This window comes from Helcococcus massiliensis, from assembly GCF_900258485.1.
Lineage (GTDB): Bacteria > Bacillota > Clostridia > Tissierellales > Peptoniphilaceae > Helcococcus > Helcococcus massiliensis.
Map to the genome: position 1 here is coordinate 191979 of NZ_OGVE01000002.1, position 18907 is coordinate 210885.

General features: G+C 30.5%; 17 protein-coding genes and 1 other RNA gene. All 18 read right to left on the minus strand.

The features are described from left to right. Positions 1-184: 184 nt before the first annotated feature. Positions 185-859, minus strand: a complete 675-nt coding sequence (locus C4Q29_RS02540; RefSeq protein ID WP_103981263.1) for an ABC transporter ATP-binding protein — start codon at positions 857-859, stop codon at positions 185-187. Continuing rightward, positions 846-1901 carry a hypothetical protein gene (locus C4Q29_RS02545; protein ID WP_103981264.1) on the minus strand — a complete coding sequence of 352 codons (1056 nt, stop codon included), beginning with the start codon at positions 1899-1901 and terminating at the stop codon, positions 846-848. Before C4Q29_RS02545 ends, C4Q29_RS02540 begins: the two co-directional genes overlap by 14 nt. Continuing rightward, entirely contained in the window at positions 1898-2917 is a 1020-nt protein-coding gene (locus C4Q29_RS02550; RefSeq protein WP_103981265.1) for a hypothetical protein, read from the minus strand. Before C4Q29_RS02550 ends, C4Q29_RS02545 begins: the two co-directional genes overlap by 4 nt. A gap of 188 nt (positions 2918-3105) precedes the next feature. Beyond that, a complete protein-coding gene (groL, locus tag C4Q29_RS02555) occupies positions 3106-4728 on the minus strand; it encodes a chaperonin GroEL (protein WP_103981266.1) in 1623 nt (540 codons plus the stop codon). Between the two features lie 26 nt (positions 4729-4754). Next, the gene (locus C4Q29_RS02560) at positions 4755-5024 is read right to left on the minus strand and encodes a co-chaperone GroES (protein WP_103981267.1); all 270 of its coding nucleotides are present in this window, start codon (positions 5022-5024) and stop codon (positions 4755-4757) included. Positions 5025-5162: 138 nt separating this feature from the next. Further along, positions 5163-6053 (minus strand): DNA-3-methyladenine glycosylase family protein, encoded by an 891-nt coding sequence (locus C4Q29_RS02565; protein ID WP_103981268.1) that lies wholly within the window; start codon positions 6051-6053, stop codon positions 5163-5165. A 48-nt stretch (positions 6054-6101) separates the two neighbouring features. After that, a complete protein-coding gene (dut, locus tag C4Q29_RS02570) occupies positions 6102-6527 on the minus strand; it encodes a dUTP diphosphatase (protein ID WP_200813104.1) in 426 nt (141 codons plus the stop codon). A 27-nt stretch (positions 6528-6554) separates the two neighbouring features. Then, an RNA gene (gene rnpB, locus C4Q29_RS02575) (RNase P RNA component class A) lies at positions 6555-6894 on the minus strand. A 32-nt stretch (positions 6895-6926) separates the two neighbouring features. Continuing rightward, positions 6927-7739: a hypothetical protein gene (locus C4Q29_RS02580; RefSeq protein ID WP_103981270.1), complete on the minus strand. Its 813-nt coding sequence runs from the start codon at positions 7737-7739 to the stop codon at positions 6927-6929. Positions 7740-8088: 349 nt separating this feature from the next. Further along, the gene (locus tag C4Q29_RS02585; RefSeq protein ID WP_159459191.1) at positions 8089-8868 is read right to left on the minus strand and encodes a Nif3-like dinuclear metal center hexameric protein; all 780 of its coding nucleotides are present in this window, start codon (positions 8866-8868) and stop codon (positions 8089-8091) included. Continuing rightward, entirely contained in the window at positions 8850-9533 is a 684-nt protein-coding gene (locus C4Q29_RS02590; protein ID WP_103981272.1) for a tRNA (adenine(22)-N(1))-methyltransferase, read from the minus strand. The genes C4Q29_RS02585 and C4Q29_RS02590 overlap by 19 nt, the downstream gene beginning before the upstream one ends. Before the next feature lie 116 nt (positions 9534-9649). Beyond that, a complete protein-coding gene (gene rpoD, locus C4Q29_RS02595) occupies positions 9650-11680 on the minus strand; it encodes an RNA polymerase sigma factor RpoD (protein WP_103981273.1) in 2031 nt (676 codons plus the stop codon). A gap of 9 nt (positions 11681-11689) precedes the next feature. Beyond that, on the minus strand, positions 11690-13474 hold the full coding sequence (gene dnaG, locus C4Q29_RS02600) for a DNA primase (protein WP_103981274.1): 1785 nt from the start codon (positions 13472-13474) through the stop codon (positions 11690-11692). 44 nt (positions 13475-13518) lie between these two features. Continuing rightward, a complete protein-coding gene (locus tag C4Q29_RS02605) occupies positions 13519-14316 on the minus strand; it encodes a pyruvate, water dikinase regulatory protein (protein WP_103981275.1) in 798 nt (265 codons plus the stop codon). Positions 14317-14318: 2 nt separating this feature from the next. Beyond that, positions 14319-16391, minus strand: a complete 2073-nt coding sequence (gene glyS / locus C4Q29_RS02610; RefSeq protein ID WP_103981276.1) for a glycine--tRNA ligase subunit beta — start codon at positions 16389-16391, stop codon at positions 14319-14321. Beyond that, positions 16384-17268, minus strand: a complete 885-nt coding sequence (gene glyQ, locus C4Q29_RS02615; protein ID WP_103981277.1) for a glycine--tRNA ligase subunit alpha — start codon at positions 17266-17268, stop codon at positions 16384-16386. Before glyQ ends, glyS begins: the two co-directional genes overlap by 8 nt. A gap of 10 nt (positions 17269-17278) precedes the next feature. Then, the gene (recO, locus tag C4Q29_RS02620) at positions 17279-18031 is read right to left on the minus strand and encodes a DNA repair protein RecO (RefSeq protein ID WP_103981278.1); all 753 of its coding nucleotides are present in this window, start codon (positions 18029-18031) and stop codon (positions 17279-17281) included. After that, the gene (gene era, locus C4Q29_RS02625; protein WP_103981279.1) at positions 18018-18905 is read right to left on the minus strand and encodes a GTPase Era; all 888 of its coding nucleotides are present in this window, start codon (positions 18903-18905) and stop codon (positions 18018-18020) included. Before era ends, recO begins: the two co-directional genes overlap by 14 nt. Between the last annotated feature and the right edge of the window lie 2 nt (positions 18906-18907).

An 18907-nucleotide genomic window follows, 5' to 3' on the forward strand; every position in this document is an offset into this window, starting at 1 on the left:
TTTATAAATAAATTATAACATAAATGTAATATATAGGACAAGAAATCTTAATCTCTTGTCTTTTAATGCATTCTAGGTGTTAACCATGTTTAGTTATAATAAAAAAATCCTCTTTCGTTAACATCATTTATGGCAACGAAAAAGGATTTTTAACTATTAAATCAATAACAAAAAAATTATATAACTAACTCAAATACAATTTTCCATCAACAAATTTATATTCTTTAAATATCTTTGAATCAAAATATCTAGTATCATGACTTACCAATATGAGGGTGGTTTCGTCTTTGATGTTGGTAAAAATATATTCATAAAACTTTTCTTTGAATCTAGGATTTAAGGCTGCTGTAGGTTCATCTAAAATTAAAATTTCAGGATCATTTATAATAGCCCTGCAAATAGCTATCTTTTGTCTTTCCCCTCCAGACATAGTCTTAACAGCTTGCTTCAACTTTTTATTAAGTTCAAATTCATCAATTAGTTTGTCAAAGCGTTCTTTTTTTTCGCTAGATTTATATTTTTTTGAATAAAGTAGGGGAATTTCAATATTGTACTTGGTACTTTCATCTTCTAGAAGAAAGTAATCTTGAAAAATAAATCCAAACATTTCATTTCTTATTTTTGCTAATTCTCCTTCTGTCATGTCTTTTACATCTTTCCCATTTATTAAATAGGTCCCCTCAAAATCAAGATCGTAAGTAGCTAATATTTTTAAAAGACTTGTCTTTCCTATACCATTTTCTCCACTAATAAGTATCTTGTCTCCCTTATTAACTTTAAAATCGGCCTGATTTAAAATAATAGTTTGATTATCATAATCTTTATTAAAAATTTTATTGATATTTTTAAGCTCTAGCATTCAAGACTCCTCTTTGATTTTTCTTATATATTTGATGCAATAGATTTATAGTAAAAATTATATAATAAAACATAGTAACGCAGGCTATAATGGTAAATCTATGGTCGATATTAAATCCATTAAGATAATTCATCAAAGCAAAATTTATAAAAAGTATAGATATTATCAAAATTTGATTTCTTAGAAATATATCCTTATTTTTTGCTCCAAATATATAATGAATATCATATTCTTTTTCTAACTCTGTAAATAAATTATTATAAAAATAGACAAATACAGCCACAAGCAGTGCTAATAAAAAGATTACATAAGGAACCATATAAGTTAATATGAAGTACTCTTCAGAAACACTTTCTGTAGCTACCTGCATAGCAACAGATAAAAAGCTACCCTTGAATATAGTCTTCATCTTTTCGTATACCTTATCTTTTAATAATTCATCTTGAAGCTTGCTATGGTCTACAATTTCCATAATTTCATTTTTCTTTATATCATAAGCTTGAAAATCTTGCCATTTTGAATCTTCAACCTTTAAAATGTTATAAAGTGTAGATAATTCTTCCTTTTCAAGGTGAGTAAATTTTGATAAAAAGTTCATCTTCTCTATAGAATTGTCTATTTTATATTCATTTGTATATTTTTCTATACTTTCTTTATCTACTTTCTGAGCCACTATCCAATAAAAGGAATTATCTAAATCCTTTATCCCCCTGCCATCTACTATATAAGTATGATAGCCAAAATCTTCAGAAAGTTTACTACTATTAAAATAAGTAAACACATCTTTAGCATATAATTTATCTAAATCTTTAGTTAATTTCGACAAATCATCATTATTTTCTAGGGACGTTACTACTGGTGCATAGTGAACCTTAAAAGGTGATGGCTTAAGTTCATTTTCATTTATATAATTATGATAAATAGATGAGAACAAGGGGATGAACAAAAAAGAAAAGCCAGATAAAATAATAAGCAAATATATAAATGATTTATACATATTTTTTATATCTCTAAAAGCTAATTTGATTGTACTTGTACTCATAATTCCCCCCTTTGAGGAAGTTTCATCTTAAAATATTTAATTATTTTAAAAATAGATATAAAGGATGTAATAAACAATACTGATACAAAGGAAACTATTATAAAGTCTAACTTTATTTGCCTATTTCCAATTATTTCAAAGTAAAAAATAGTCAGTATTGTCGATACTAAGAGTCCTAAAAAAACTTTTGTTATATGGTCCTTTAGATGCAAGTTAATATAGTCTTTTAAACTTGCCCCATATATCCTGCTAATCAAAACATCTTTTTTTAATCTTCTACTATAAATTTCTGTGAAAAATATAAGTATCATATAAATTATCCCAAGAGACAGAAGTATTGCACGTGTGTAAAGACTTGTATTCCAATTCATCACTATAAATCTTTCTAATAGCTGCAATAGACTGTCTTTATTTTGCTTAAATCCAGCTTGCTCAAAATGTGATATTAGATCACTCTCTTTTTCCTTAGGATGATTTCTCATATAGATATGGTCTATATCAGAAGTGTTTACAGAAAATAAATTTTTTATTAATTTTAAATTTTTATTCTCAATAGCAATTGCAGAATTATCAGCTAAAACATTTATAATGTTTGTGTTATATTTATCTTCAAATCCATGTAATTTTTCGTCTATTTTTCCATTAAATATAGATTCCAGATCAGCTAGAAGCATAGAAACATTTTTTTTATTTATATAGTCATCTTTTGAAAAATATCTTAAATCTTGCGGTGAAATTATTTTCGATGAACTTGTATAATAGTACATAGAAGGGTCATATAGGGCAACCACAGAATCATCTTTATTTGTTTCAGCAACTAGAGATAGGTCTTCATAGTCTAACAAAAATGAAAAATCGCTATCCTTACTTTTGTTTGTTTTAGTAAATTGCAAATAGTCAGTTCCTAAATCATATTTATACTTATAGTAGGCTCCTAAAACTAAATAGTTAAAAGCAAATATTAGACATATATTTAAAATGAATAGTATTAAATAAAAGTTTCGTTTTTCTTTCATAATATTCTCTCTTTATTATTAGCTATACGTTTACATTTTTATATTATCAAAAAAGAATTATATTACCAATTATTTAGCATGCTTTTTTACATTCTTCATAAATAAATACTATAGTTTTATAAATAATTTAAAGTAAGTTTTTTCATAAAAAAAGCAGACCTAAGTCTGCTTTTTCACGCTTTATTAAATTACATTCCCATACCCATTTGGCCAGCCATTGGGTTCATAGGATTTTCTTCTTCTATATCTGCTATAGCTGTTTCTGTTGTCAAAATCATTGAAGCTATTGATGCAGCATTTTCCAAGGCAGATCTTGTAACCTTGGTTGGGTCTACTATCCCTTCCTTTACCATGTCTACAAACTTATCATTTAAGGCATCATATCCTAATCCCTTGTCTGATGATTTTACCTCATTTACTATTATAGCACCTTCTATACCAGCATTTTCTGCGATTTGTCTTAAAGGTTCTTCCAAGGCTCTAGCTACTATCATGGCTCCTGTTTTTTCATCCCCATCTACGCTTGAGATATATTCATCAAGTGATTTTATAGAATCTATTAAAACAGTTCCACCTCCTGCAACTATTCCTTCTTCAACAGCTGCTTTTGTTGCAGCTAAGGCATCTTCAATTCTAAGTTTCTTTTCCTTCATTTCTACTTCAGTAACAGCTCCAACTTGGATTAAAGCAACACCACCAGATAACTTAGCCAATCTTTCTTGGTATCTCTTAACATCAAATTCTGAATCAGAATTTTTTATATCTGTTTTAATGTGATTGATTCTGTTTTCTAAGTTTTCCTTTGAACCAGAACCATCTACGATAGTTGTAGAATCCTTGTCTACATTTACCTTTTTAGCTGATCCTAATTGGTCTAGTTTTACTAATTTCAAGTCATCATTTAATTCTTCTTTAAATACCTGTGTACCTGTCAATACAGCTATATCTTCAAGGATTGCATTCCTATTTTCACCGTATCCAGGCGCCTTCACAGCTACCACATTGAAGGTTCCTCTTAGCTTGTTTAATACTAGAGTTGTGAGCACTTCGCTCTCTATATCATCGGCTATTATCAATAGTGGTCTAGATGATTCAACAACTTGTTCTAAAACTGGTAAGATTTCTTGGATATTATTTATTTTCTTGTCTGTTACGAGGATAAATGGATTTTCTAATTCTGCGATTTTCTTTTCTCCATCACTTACCATATATGGTGATAGGTATCCTTTGTCAAATTGCATACCTTCCACAACTGATAGATTTGTGTCCATAGTGTTTGATTCTTCAACACTTATGACCCCATCCTTGCCAATTTTTTCCATAGCGTCAGCTATTAATTGTCCAACCTTAGGATCTGCTGAGGAAATAGCGCCAACTTGAGCTATGGCTTCTGTAGTTTCAACCGGTGTAGAGAATGATTTAATTTCTTCCACCACTATTTTAACCGCTTCTTCAATACCTTTTTTTATAATTACAGGATTTGCGCCAGCTGCTATATTTTTCAAGCCTTCCCTAACAATAGCTTGGGCTAAAATAGTTGCGGTTGTTGTACCATCACCCGCTACATCATTTGTTTTTATAGCAACTTCCTTTAAAAGTTGAGCTCCCATATTTTCAAATCTATCTTCTAGTTCAATTTCTTTAGCTATAGTCACCCCATCGTTTGTAATCAAAGGTGCACCATAGGCCTTGTCTATAACTACATTTCTACCCTTAGGCCCTACTGTGACCTTGACAGCATCTGCTAATTTATTAATACCTGCTTCTAAAGATTTTCTTGATTCTAATCCATATTTAATATCTTTTGCCATAATAAAAACTCCTAATCTTTAAACTCTTACTCTTCAACTACTGCTAATACATCTTCAAAGTCAATTACTATATAAGTATCATCTCCATCTTTAATGTTAGTTCCCTTATATTTTGTATACAAGACTTTATCACCATTTCTAATCAAATCTGTATCTAGGTCTTTTGATATTTCTACCACTTCAGCAAACTCTGGTTTTTCTACTGCTGAATCAGGCATGATGATACCTGAAGAAGTTTTTTCTTCCTTATGTATCTCTTTTAAAACTAATCTTTGTCCTATTGGCTTAATCTTCATACTTCCCCCTATAATTAATTTTATTTTTTATATTCATTTTTAAAAGTTTATTATCACTCTATACTCCCGAGTGATAATTTTATTATAACATAAAGTCAAACATAGTCAAAGTTATTTTTGACCTTGTTTGACTTATCTTTATTTTCCTATTTTATTTTCTCTTGCATAGTAGAATAAATATTGTTGAGCATATCCTCTAAAATCACCAAATAGCTCAGTTCCTTTTTCTAAAATCTTTTTATTAGGAATTTCATGTCCTATATATAAGGTCTCCATCAATCTTTTTACCCATACATCTACTGGGAAGGTCTTTGGTCTGTTGTAGCCAAATAGCAGTATACAGTCCCTAACCTTGGGACCTACTCCATTAAGTTCAAGTAAGTTATTTCCTAAATCTTCATCTGATAAATCTTGAGAGAAATCCTCTGGCCTTGTTAAGAATGCTTGCCCAGCATCGACAATCCTTTGATTTCTAAATCCAACTCTAGCAATTTCTTTTACCTCTTCCGGGTCTGCTGATGCTAAAACTTCAGGCTTAGGAAAGGCATAATAGTCATTTCCCTTATAGGTCTGAATAAAGTCTCCATATGTTTCCGATAGAATTTTTATGGATTTTTTTATCCTTGGTATTTGGTTATTAGCTGATATTATAAATGATACTATCATTTCAAATTGGTCTTGTTGTAAGATCCTAATTCCATAACCAAATTCCATAGCCTCTTGAAGACTTTCATTTAGGTTATATGCCTTTGTTTTTGCTAATTCTTTTTTTATTTCAGAATAATCCCTATCTAAATCAAAGTACTTGTGCCAAATATTCTCAAAATCTTCTTCATTACTATTGTAAATATATAAGTCATCACCTTTTTCTTCAAGCTCTATAACTTTATTGTAAGCAACTATTATATAAGTATTATCTTCAGTTTTTTCCCAATTAAAGGCTTGGCCACATTCAAAGATGTGTTCAATATTAAAATCTCTTAAACCAGAAACTTTAATCCCATTATTAATTGTTTCTATTGTGTACATATTCTCCCCTTATAAAAAAAGGATTAAATATAAATTTAATCCTTGGCTTTATTTACCTGTGGAACCTATTCCACCTTCTCCTCTTTCAGTTTCATCAAGACTATCGACTAGTTCTATATCTACCTTTACATAAGGTTGTATAACCATTTGAGCTAGTCTTTCACCATGTTCTATAGTATAAGGTTTATCAGAATTATTCACAAAAAATATCTGTATGTCACCCCTATAGTCCGAGTCAATGATTCCTACTGTATTAGCTAAAGTTATCCTATGTTTAATACCTGTGGAAGACCTTGGGTAAACAGCACCAAAATATCCTTTTGGAATGGAAACTCTAATGCCTGTTGGCACCTTGGCCACTTCATTTGGTCCTACTACTATCGGTTCTTTGTTGTTGCAATATAAATCAAAACCCGCTGAACCTTCTGTAGCATAAGCAGGTTTGAATTTTTCTGTCATCATTTTTAATTTCATACTCACTCCTAATTTTTTGGATTAAGTTTAGCAAGCATGTCTATAAGCCGTGTTCTGTATTAGATAATCATCTATCTAGGTCTACAGTCGCCTATAGACTCAAGCAATCTACCTTCCGGGCCCTGCCAGCTGCAGGACTTTTATCCTATCTTGATCTTGCACCGAATGGGGTTTACATAGCCACATAGTTACCTATATGCTGGTGAGCTCTTACCTCGCCTTTCCACCCTTACCTGGATTACCAGGCGGTATATCTCTGTTGCACTATCCTTGGAGTCACCTCCACCAGATGTTATCTGGCATTCTGCTGTGTGGTGCACGGACTTTCCTCTAGATATTTATATCTAGCGATTATCTGACATACTTGCCTATATATTTTACCTTAAAATGGGATTCTTTTCAATTGATAAGATCTTTAGCGGGATTAATTATATATAAATTAAGATAGACAAAAATATTTTTCAGGTTTAAGGGATGAGATTCGGATTCGAAAAAGTAAATAAAATCTACTCCATGCAAGTATCCTTCGTCCTCATAAATTTTTATTTTTTTATAAGCATCATTTCTATATTCTTCATTATCCATAAGCCCAAAATATTCTATTAACAAGACCTTACCAGTCGCTGGATTTAAGACTGTAAAATCTGGATATAAAGTATTTTTACTCTTTTTTAGAAATATCGGACACTCATACTTGAATTTAATATTATTATCATATAAATAATCCGCAATTATTTTTTCAATACGACGTCTAACTTGAACCCCTGATTTTGTAGGAATAATTAAATTTTCACTTTTATACGAACTTGGGATGAATGGGATTTTATACCATTCTTCAACTAGGTCTACCCAGCTTTTATTTATTGGTTCAATATATTTTTCTTTTTCAGGATGAAAATTTCGTTGAAAATTAAACAATTTCTTTTTATCACAATACTTTAATATAGAATTTACTTTCTTCATTAGAGCTCTACTATGTAGATTTAACTTTCTGTAGTATTCTTGTTGAATAAGATACTTCTTTTTATCTTCCTCATTATCAGATAAATATCTTTTTTCGCCATTAGATAAATGATAAAATCGACTTTTTCCATTTATCTTGGATACCCATATCTTATCCTTGTTATTTTTATCTAATTTAGATTCACTTATTTTGATATTTTCTTCTAAATTATTTTTTATTTCCATTAAATTTTCTTCTATTGATTTCATTTTAACTCCTTAATATTTTTCAAATTTATATAAATAAGTTTTAAATTAACTTTTTGACTTTTATACTTACACTTTTCACATTTTAGTAAGTTTTATTTTCAATTTTCGATTTTAAAACTTATTTACTCTTGGTTGGATAAGTTTTAAATCTACTTTTCGAATTTTACACTTACACTTTTCACATTTTAGTAAGTTTTATTTTCAATTTTTGTTTTTAAAACTTATTTATCAAATCTCATAGTTTTGCTCTCACCTTTTTATCTCCAATATCTCATTTAAAAGCAAAAAGAGCTCACAAAAGTCTTAACTTTTGTAAGCTCTCACCCTTACTCTTATATAATAACATTTTTTACATTATTTTTCTTAAATATTTATCTTCATTATAGTATTTAATTATATTTATTTGTCCGTCTTCAAATTCTTCATCCAGTATTCTTTCAACAAAATATGTGAAGAACTTTTCAGACCCCTCATGAGATATATCTATCAAGGTTATACCTTGTTCTATAGCATCCATGGCGTCATGGTGACCTATATCTCCCGTTATGAATAAATCAATACCCAATCTTTTCACATCTTCTATAAAACTCATCCCGGACCCAGTAACTAGACCAATTTTCTTAAACTCATTTTTATCTCCCCAGACTACAAGATGGTCTAAGTCTAGGTTTTCTTTTATTTGTTCCACCAGGGGTCTTAGACTAATCTTCTCGTTTGCATAGTCTCCATAAGCCAAAGTTTTCGCTTCATTAGTATATGAAATCTTTCCTTCAGATTGGAAACCTAGTCTATTAAAAATATACTCATTAAAACCAGCCATGTCTATTGGTGAATGGGAAGCATATATAACTATGTTGTTTTTAATAGCATTGATAAGCTTTGATCCTTTGAAATTATCCTTGTCTATATTTGCTATAGTTGGAAAAATAAGTGGATGGTGGCATATTATTAAATTAACATCTTCTTCAACTGCTCTTGCTAGGGCTTCTTCTGTTATTTCTAGGGTCACCATTATATTCTTAAGTTCTTGATTTATATCACCCACTTGAATACCTGAATTATCCCAATCTTCACTCGTTTCTAAAGGATAGTCTTCTTCAAAACTATTTATTAATTCTTTAATTCGCACAATAATTCCTCCAACTTTTGATTTTTAACCTTCAACTCTTCTATTCTATCTGTAATTCTGGCTGAATCAATTCCAGAAAACTTTTCTAATATTCCATGGTTTCTATTTATCTCTTGTTCAATCTCTTTTATAGTGAATGGGTTTTTATTTGCTAAATTGTTTTTTCCATACATATATTCGTAGTCCCTATCATAACTAGTCTTTTCACCAGTGTATTTGATAACAACCACATCATATAAGACACCCTCGTCTTCTATTTTTTCATCATTTATTATTGTAAAACCATTATCCATCAACCATCTTCTATAGTATTCAAGGGAATTATTTGGTGATGTAATTATTTTTTCTAAAGACCTTGATAAATCCAAGTTGCCTCTTAAAATATTTACTATCAGATTTGCTCCCATACCAGAAATTACAGCCTCTTCTATATCCATTGGCAGATTTTTCAATCCATCTGTCACTATTGTTTCTATTTCATATCCAGAATGTTTCAGCTTATCTTTTAGTTTTTGTAAGGAAGGAGCAGAAATATCTGTAGCAATAACCTTTTTAGGATTTTTTTCTTCATAAATTTTTATGGCTGTTATACCATGGTCAGATCCAATATCTGCAACTATTTTATTTTCTCCTACAAAAGATACTATTTTATCTAATCTTTTCATTTCTTAACTCCTCATCCTCAGCTTAATTAATACCATATATACTTATATCATAAGCTTAAAATTATATCTAGACAATATTTAAAAAAGAAAAAAGCCTTGCGGCTTTTTCCTAAATATTAAAATCCTTCTAAGAAGTCTTTTACCTTATCACCCTTACCAGGTCTTCTAAGTTTTCTAATAGCTTTAGCTTCGATTTGTCTTATACGTTCTCTGGTTACATCAAATTCCTTACCTACATCTTCCAAGGTTTTTGGTACACCATCAATTAATCCAAATCTCAATTCTATAACTCTTTTCTCTCTTTCAGAAAGGGTTGATAAAATCTCTTCTAAATGCTCTCTTAGCATAGTTTGGTCTGCGGCTTGTTCAGGAGCAAGGGCTCTTTCATCTTCTATAAAATCACCTAAGTGTGAATCGTCCTCTTCACCTATTGGAGCTTCTAATGACACAGGCTCTTGTGAAATTTTTCTTACTTCTCTTACTTTCTCTTCGTCTATACCCATTTCCTTAGCAATTTCAGCATTGGTAGGGTTACGTCCTAATTTTTGAACTAGTTGCCTTTGAGTTCTAACTAATTTATTTATAGTTTCAACCATATGAACTGGTATCCTGATTGTACGTGCCTGGTCAGCAATAGACCTTGTAATAGCTTGTCTTATCCACCAGGTCGCATAAGTTGAAAACTTAAAACCTCTCTTATAGTCGAACTTTTCTACAGCCTTCATTAAACCTAAGTTCCCCTCTTGGATAAGGTCTAGGAATGACATCCCTCTACCTACGTATTTTTTCGCAATAGAAACAACTAATCTTAAGTTGGTTTCAGCTAATTTCGCTTTCGCTAATTCACCAGTCCTATTTAGTTTTTTAAGATATTTTATATCTGCTTCATCTAATTCTGCAGAGGTAATCATCTTTTCATTTAACTTACCTTTTTCGTAGATTCTTTTTATAGTTTCATATTCATCTACTGATAAGCTTATATCTGCTTGGTTTTCTCCACCTTCAAGTCTATTAAATATCTTTTCTAAACCTATATCTAAAATACTATAAGCTTCTTCTTCGAAGAACATTAACTTCCTACTGTCCTTATCATACTTTTCTCTAATAAGCACGTCAGAATATACATAATATTTTAATATTTGATATTTCTTTTCAGTAGATAAATCATCAGCATCTGTATAAAGTTTTATACCTAAATCTGAAAATTCTTCATGGTAATAATCTTCAGAATCTGTTTTGTCTGAAAGAGATCTTGATAGCTTCAATATTCTATCTCTATTACTTAAAACATAATTGAAGATATCTTCATAACTATTTACATTAACTTGATCTAATTCTAACTCGTGGTTTTCATCAATTAATAAATCGAACAAGACAGATTTGATCATTTCAACAGTCACTCTTACGTCATTCACTTGATCTAAACTAGGCTCATCTTTATCTAACCTATTTACGATCATGTCATTAAGAGCTTTTAGAATTTGCAGTCTTATATTTTCTTCTTCGCTCGCTTTTTCTTCCTTATTTGTAAAGTCTCTAAAGGCCTTAGCAAATTTAAGGTCATCTAGTTTTTCTTTCGGAATCTCTTCCCCATCTTCTAATAAAGAATTTGAATATAGTAAATTTTTAGCTAGGTCGAAATAAATTTGTTTTTTAGATAATTCAACCTCTTCATCTAATGTATAAGGAAGATTATTTATAGCCTTATAAGCTATATCCCCTTCTTCCATTTCCCTTGCTAACTGTATTTCTTCATCTTTTGTAAGAAGATTTAATTTACCAATTTCTTTTAAATACATCTTAACAGGATCATCAACGAAGGCACCCTTGATTTCACTGATATTTTCATCAACAAGTTCTTCATCATCTTCTTCATCATCGTCATCATCATTATCCATTATGGAATCATAATCAACTTCATCAGGATCATCTTCTTCTACTTCATACATATCTTTTAACAAGTCTATATCAAGTTGGGTCAAATCTTTCCTTAATTTATCTACATCGTCCTCTTCTAGTTCTGAAAACCCTTCAATTGACTCTAGCTGAGATATCAAAATAGTATCATTATTATCTTCAGCTATTGATTTAGCCTCTTCTAAAATAGACAATCTTAAATCTTCTAACTCTATATCATTATCTTTCACATTGCCTCCTCAAGTCAATTTCTTTAATATATCTGCTAATTCTAAATAAACACTCTCATCTTTTGAATTGTTTTTAATAAGCTTTTCCAATTCTTTTTTCCTTAATAAAAGCTTATATCTCAATATTCTATCCCTTAATTCATCAACCATTTGGTCTATTTTAGGACTATCTTTTGCTTCTTCGTAATCTTTAAGCAAGTTTAGACTTTTAAACAAATCTGAATTTACAAGATCACTTGCTTGATTTGAATTTTCATAGACTTTATTAATTTCGTAATAAAATTCCTTGACCTCTTCATTTTCTATGATATCTGAATGCTCTTTTAGTAAAGCGAACTTTTGCTTATCTATCATTGACATAATAAGCAACTCTTTTTCTAATTTTATATCATTAGCTTTAGTCATGTTTTCTTTTTGATTTACTGGATTTATAAGCCTGCTACTATACTTATTGTCTTTATACCCAAAATCATTGTTATTGTAACTATTTACAGCATTTTTTCTTTCTTCTTTTGCCAATAGCTCTTTTCTTCTTATATCAACATCCTGTCTTAAAGAGTCCGTTGATACTCCTATAAACTTTGCAGTCTTATCTGTATAAAGGTCCCTAACAGTATTCCCTTCAATATCAGCAAGGAATTCAATAATTTCTTTAATAAAATCTAATTTCTTTGGATACTTTTCATAGAGCTTTTGCAATTTAAAATCTATAGGACTTACAGCCTGGTCTTCTAGTTCATGAAAGGCTTCTTTACCATGATTAACAATAAATTCATCAGGATCTTGACCCTTTGGTAATTCCATTATGCTTAAGTTTACTTCCATGTTTTTAAATACATCTATAGCCTTTAAGGCTGCTTTTATACCTGCTTCGTCCCCATCGTAAGCTACTATAATATTGTGTCCATACCTTTTAACAAGATTAGCTTGAGCCGGAGTAAGAGCAGTACCAAGACTAGCTACAGCATAATCAATTCCCTGGTTATAGAGACCAATCACATCCATGTAACCTTCTACTAACAATATTTTAGTCCTATTTCTAGACCTGTTTATGACATTAACCCCGTATAAGTTTTCTCCTTTTATAAATATTTCAGACTCAGGAGAATTTAAATATTTAATCTTTGAATTAGTTAGGGTCCTTGCACCAAAGCCTATTACCTGATTTTTATTATTTAATATAGGAAATATCAATCTTTCTACAAACCTATCATATACCTTGCCATTTGATTCTGATAAAAGTCCTAATTCAAGCATTTCTTCTTTGGAAACATTTTTAGAGAGCAAGTATTGCATAAGGTCATCATTTTGCCTGTTTGGTCCAGACTTTGCATAACCTAAAAAGAATCTATTTAATATCTTCTTTTGCAATCCCCTGTCTTCCATATATTTTTGAGGAAAATCATGGGTTAATAAATTTTTCATATAATATTTGGCTGCTAAAGAATTTATTTCATACATTCTTTGACGTTTTTGAGTTTTAGAATGAGAATAATTTTCTTCTGATAAGGTAATCCCCATCTTGTCAGCCAAAAACTTAACTGCTTCTATATAATTAAGATTTTCAATCTTCATTATGAAAGATATAGCATCTCCTCCCTCATGACAACCAAAACAATGGAAGGTATTCCTTTCCGGACTAACTGAAAAAGAAGGAGTTTTTTCATGATGAAACGGGCACAATCCTTTAAAACTGGATCCTGCCCTTTTCAATTCTACATATTCAGAAATAATAGACACTATATCAAGCCTATCTTTTAAGTCGTTTATTTGATTTTCTGGTATGTAACCCATAAAACCTCTATTTCTTTAAAATAAATATCAACAAATTTTGTAAATTAATTTTCTATATGTTCTATAATTTTTGCTGCAGTTTCTTCAATCGTAGAAGATGATACATCAATAACCACGCAACCTAATTCATCAAATAGTTCTTTTGCGTAATCTAATTCTTTTTGAATTCTTTCATTCTGCGCATAAGTTGAGTCAAGTGATAAACCAAGAGTTGCTAGTCTTTCATTTCTAATTTCATTTAATTTTTCAGGATCTATAATAAGTCCTATCAACTTTTTAGGGTCTACCTGGTAGATTTCTTTAGGAATGTTTACCTCAGGAACTAAAGGTAGGTTAGCCACTTTATAAGACTTGTTGGCTAGATATACTGATAGGGGTGTTTTTGATGTACGTGATACACCCAATAAAACTACATCAGCTTCTAAAAATCCAGCCGGATTTTTACCATCATCAAAGTTCATAGCAAATTCTATAGCTTCAATTTTGTCAAAGTACTCATTGTCTAAAACTCTGATCAATCCTGCTTCTCTAGTAGCTTTCTCATTTGTAAATTGTTCAATTTGATTTAATGAATTTGCTAATAGATCAATAAGCAAAACTTCATCTCTACCCTCAGCTAACTCTTTTAGTTCAGTTGCTATTTCATCTTTAGCAACAGTAACTAAAATAATAGTTTTACCATCTGGTAGGTGATCAAATACTTGTTGACAAGCCTCTATAGTATTTATATTTGAAAATCTTTTTTTTACAAATTCTAAATTAGGAAATTGTATTAATATAGCATTTGCTATCTGGTTAACTGTTTCGCCTGTTGAATCTGATACAGTAAATAAATTATACATACCTACCTCACTATTTTTCTTGGGTCAAATATTTTCAATATTCTGTCAGCAACACTTTTAACCATTGCTAAACGGTTAGCTTTTAAGTTTTCGTCTTCAACCATTACATGTGTATTGTCTAAATAATCATTGAATTTATCAACAATAGGATCTAAAAATTCTCTAATTTCTGCCAAGTTTCCTTGGTTTATTAGCTTATCTACCTGATCAAGTTCTGATAAAGCATGGTATACATCCATATCTTCTTCTAATAATGAAGCTTGGTCTACTTCAGATCTTTCTGCTTTTGAGGATATGTTTACTAGTCTTACATATTTTGTGGTTATTTCATCAAAATATTCATCACTTTTAGCCATTTCATCTAAGCTTACAACCTTGTTGTACATTTCTCTGATATTCAAATCCTTTTGGCCTAATACAGAGTCTATAATGTCATATCTGAATCCTCTTTCAGATAATAAGTTTTCAAACCTACCTAAAATAAAGTTTTCAACCTTATCTCTTACTTCTTTGAACTCAAAGTTTTCTCCAAACATATCTACATAGTTGTATAAGGATTCACTTATCATCGCTCTTAAGTCTACATTAATCTTGTATTCTATAAGAATATTTAATATACCTAAAACAGCCCTTCTTTGCCCATATAAGTCTTGAGAACCAGTTACTTCAATTCCAGCAGAATGAAGACCTGTAATAGTATCTAATTTATCAGCTATTGATAAAATTCTACCACTTATAGTTTCTGGTAAATCAGCTCCTGATTTTACTGGCATATATTGTTCTTCAATAGCCTTGGCAACTAAAGGACTTTCTCCAGATTTCTCCGCAAAAACCCTACCTATAATACCTTGTAATTCAGTAAATTCTATTACAGTCTGAGTAACTAAGTCAGCCTTTGCTAAATAAGCTGCTCTTTTAGAAATATTTATAGCATCTAGACCACTTTCGATATTTTCACCTAAAGTCTCAACTAATTTTTCAAGTCTTTGGGTCTTATCAAGCATATTACCTAAACCTTCTACAAAACCAACATGTTCTAATTCTGGAACATATTCTTCAAGTTTTTTCTCCATATCTTTTTCATAGAAAAACTTAGCATCTTCAAGTCTTGCTACTAGCACCTTTTCGTTACCTGTAGCTACTACATCAAGTCCTTTATCATCCCCATTTCTTACACCTAAGAAGTATGGCAAAAGATTATTATCATCATCTTCAACCGGGAAATATCTTTGGTGGTCTTTCATTGGAGTTATAATTACTTCTTTTGGAAGGTTTAGATATTCAGAATCAAATTTACCCATGAAAGCTGTTGGGTATTCATTTATATAAACTAATTCTTCTAATAAATCTTCATCTTCTAGATAGTGGCCACCTATTTCTTTAGAGAGCCTATTTATTCCTCGGAGAATCATTTTCTTTCTTTTTTCTTCTGAAACAATTACATAATTCGCTTCTAATAAGCTCTCGTAATCATCTATAGAAGTAATTACAATATTGTCAGAACCTAAAGTTCTATGCCCTTTGGTAACATTTGAAACTTTTATTCCTTCTAAATCAAATTTTAAAACTGCATCATCTAAGAGTGATACAATCCACCTGATAGGTCTTAAAAATCTTATATTTTTACCACCCCATCTCATTTGTCTTGGATTGGAGATATTTTTGATTATATTTGGAACGCTTTCTTTTAACAGCTGGTCAAGTTTTTTATTTTCTTTAACGATAACAGCATAAATATACTCTTCACCATTTACTTCTTCATAGACAATATCCTCAAGGCTAATATTTTTAGATTTCATAAAGCCTTGTAAGGCCTTGCTTGGTAATCCTTGGTCATCAAAGGCAATTTTTCTAGAAGGTCCTTTGATTTTTTCTTTTTGATTACTCTTATTAGCCTCAATATTTTTTATCAATAAGGAAAATCTTCTTGGTGTAGATGTAACCTTTATATCTTCAAAAGTAAAATTGTTTTCTAATAAAGTTTTTTCCAAATTATTTTTTAATTGGCTTTCTGTACTAGGAATGTATTTTGCTGGAAACTCCTCAACACCAATTTCTAATAAATAATTACTCATTACTTTCCCCCTTATTTAATAATGGGAATCCTTTTTCTTCTCTTTTTTCTAAATAGTTCTCTGCTACTTTTCTAGCTAAATTTCTCACCTTTAAAATATAATTATTTCTCTCGGATTGAGATATGGCTCCCCTAGCATCTAGGGTGTTAAATATGTGAGAACATTTTAAAGTGTAGTCATAAGCTGGTAATACTAATTTTAATTCAGATAATCTTTCTGCTTCTTTTTCATACATTTCAAAAGTTTTAAATAACATCTTTGTATCTGCATGGTCAAAGGCGTAAGATGAATTTTCATATTCTGCATCTTTAAATAAGTCACCATAGGTGATTTCATCATTCCATTTTAAATCATATACAGAGTCAACATTTTGAATATACATGGCTAATCTTTCAATTCCCATTGTGATTTCACCAGTCTCTATGTCTAGAGGAATCCCTCCTACTTGCTGGAAGTAAGTAAATTGTGTGATCTCCATCCCATCTAACCAGACTTCCCAGCCAACTCCCCATGCACCTAAGGTTGGTGATTCCCAGTTATCTTCAACAAATCTAATATCATGAATACTTGGATCTATGCCAATTTCTTCAAGAGATTTTAGGTATATATCTTGAATGTCTTCTGGTGTTGGTTTTAATATTACTTGTAACTGGTGGTGTTGGTATAATCTATTAGGATTTTCACCATACCTACCATCAGATGGTCTTCTTGATGGTTCTACATAAACAGTCTTCCAAGGTTCTGGTCCTAATGATTTTAAAAATGTATTAGGATTCATAGTCCCCGCACCCTTTTCTACATCATAGGGTTCTAGAACTACAGCACCTCTTTCAGCCCAGAAGGACTTTAACTTATCCATCATTTCTTGTAAATTCATTCTTACTCCTTTAATTAGCTCCTATAAGCTTCTTGAACATATTTAAGGAAGCCGGAACCTTTATATCTAAATTATAAAATATAAAATCAATTATTAAATTAAATATCTTAATCTGATCTATTCCACCATCTATTATACCAAGCTTTTCGAAAACTCCTAATAAAATATCAATTAAATATTGGTACTCTTCAAAACTAAGTCTAATAGCATTTTCTGTATAATGATTTTGGCATAATATTCCGCCTAGCTCTTTAGAAAAATATACTTGTTTGAACTTGCTTGTCTTACATTTCAGGCAAGAAAAAATAGACGGTTTGTAACCTATCATAGATATATATTTTATCAAAAACATATTAGCAATCTTAAGAATATCTTCTTTGTCACTATTATCATTCAAAGTCGATAAAGCCTTGACTAGTAGGGAATAATGATCTTTTTCCACCTGGTCTTTAATAGATGTTCTTTCGACAATATCTAAAAATAATTGACCTAGGTATATATTCATAAGGCCTTGCCTTAAATTTAAATTGTCATTAATAATTTCCCCATCTTTTAAATAATAGAAATCCCCTGACCTATTGGCTTCAAAGTATAATTCGGTAAAGCTTGCAACTAAATTTTGTTTTTTTGATTTTGGTTTTTTTACTCCCCTAGCCATTAGAGAGATAAAGCCTTTATCTTCAGTAAGGACGGTTACTATTTTGCTTGTATCTCCGTAGTCTACAGACCTAAACACTAAACCCTTAAAATTATATGTATCCAAAGTCTTTCAACCTCAAGTCTTTTTTTCTCCAGTCTTTTGCAACCTTAACCCAAATATTTAAGTTAACTTTTGAATCCATGAGATTTTGAATATCTTGTCTGGCTTCGCTGCCTATTTTTTTAAGCATGCTTCCGCCTTTTCCAATAACCATTCCCTTGTGTGAATTTTGTTCAACAAATAAGTTTACATCAATATCCAACAAGTCTTTACCTTCTCTTTGTCTAATCTGTAAAACTTCAACAGCTATACCATGAGGTATTTCCTGGCGCATATTTCTAAGCACTTTTTCCCTAACTATTTCAGCAATTATATTCCTTTCAGGTTGGTCTGTAATATAGTCTGATGGATAATACATAGGACCTTCAGAAAGTAAGTCATATACTGCATCAAAGTATTGGTCAAAGTTTTTTTCTTCCAAGGCTGAAATAGGAATAATTCTTTCAAAAGCATTCATTTTTTCATACTTTTTAATCAAATCTTGTATCTGTTTCTCATCCTCTGCAAGGTCTATTTTATTTATTAGTAATATTTTTTTAGTTGATATACCGGACAATTCATCTAAAATGTACTGGTCTAGCTTTCCTATATCTTCGCTTAAATCCACCATGAAGGTTATCAAGTCAACTTCATTTAATGTAGATTTAGATACAGTCAACATATAGTCGCCTAGCTTATTTTTAGGCATCTGAATGCCAGGAGTATCTAAAAATATAGCTTGCATCCTATCATCTGTATATATCATCTGTATTTTGTTTCTGGTAGTTTGTGGTTTATCTGAAATGATTGAAATTTTCTCACCAACCACACCGTTAAGCAAGGTTGATTTTCCAACATTTGGTCTACCCACAACTGTTATAAATCCTGATTTAAACATAA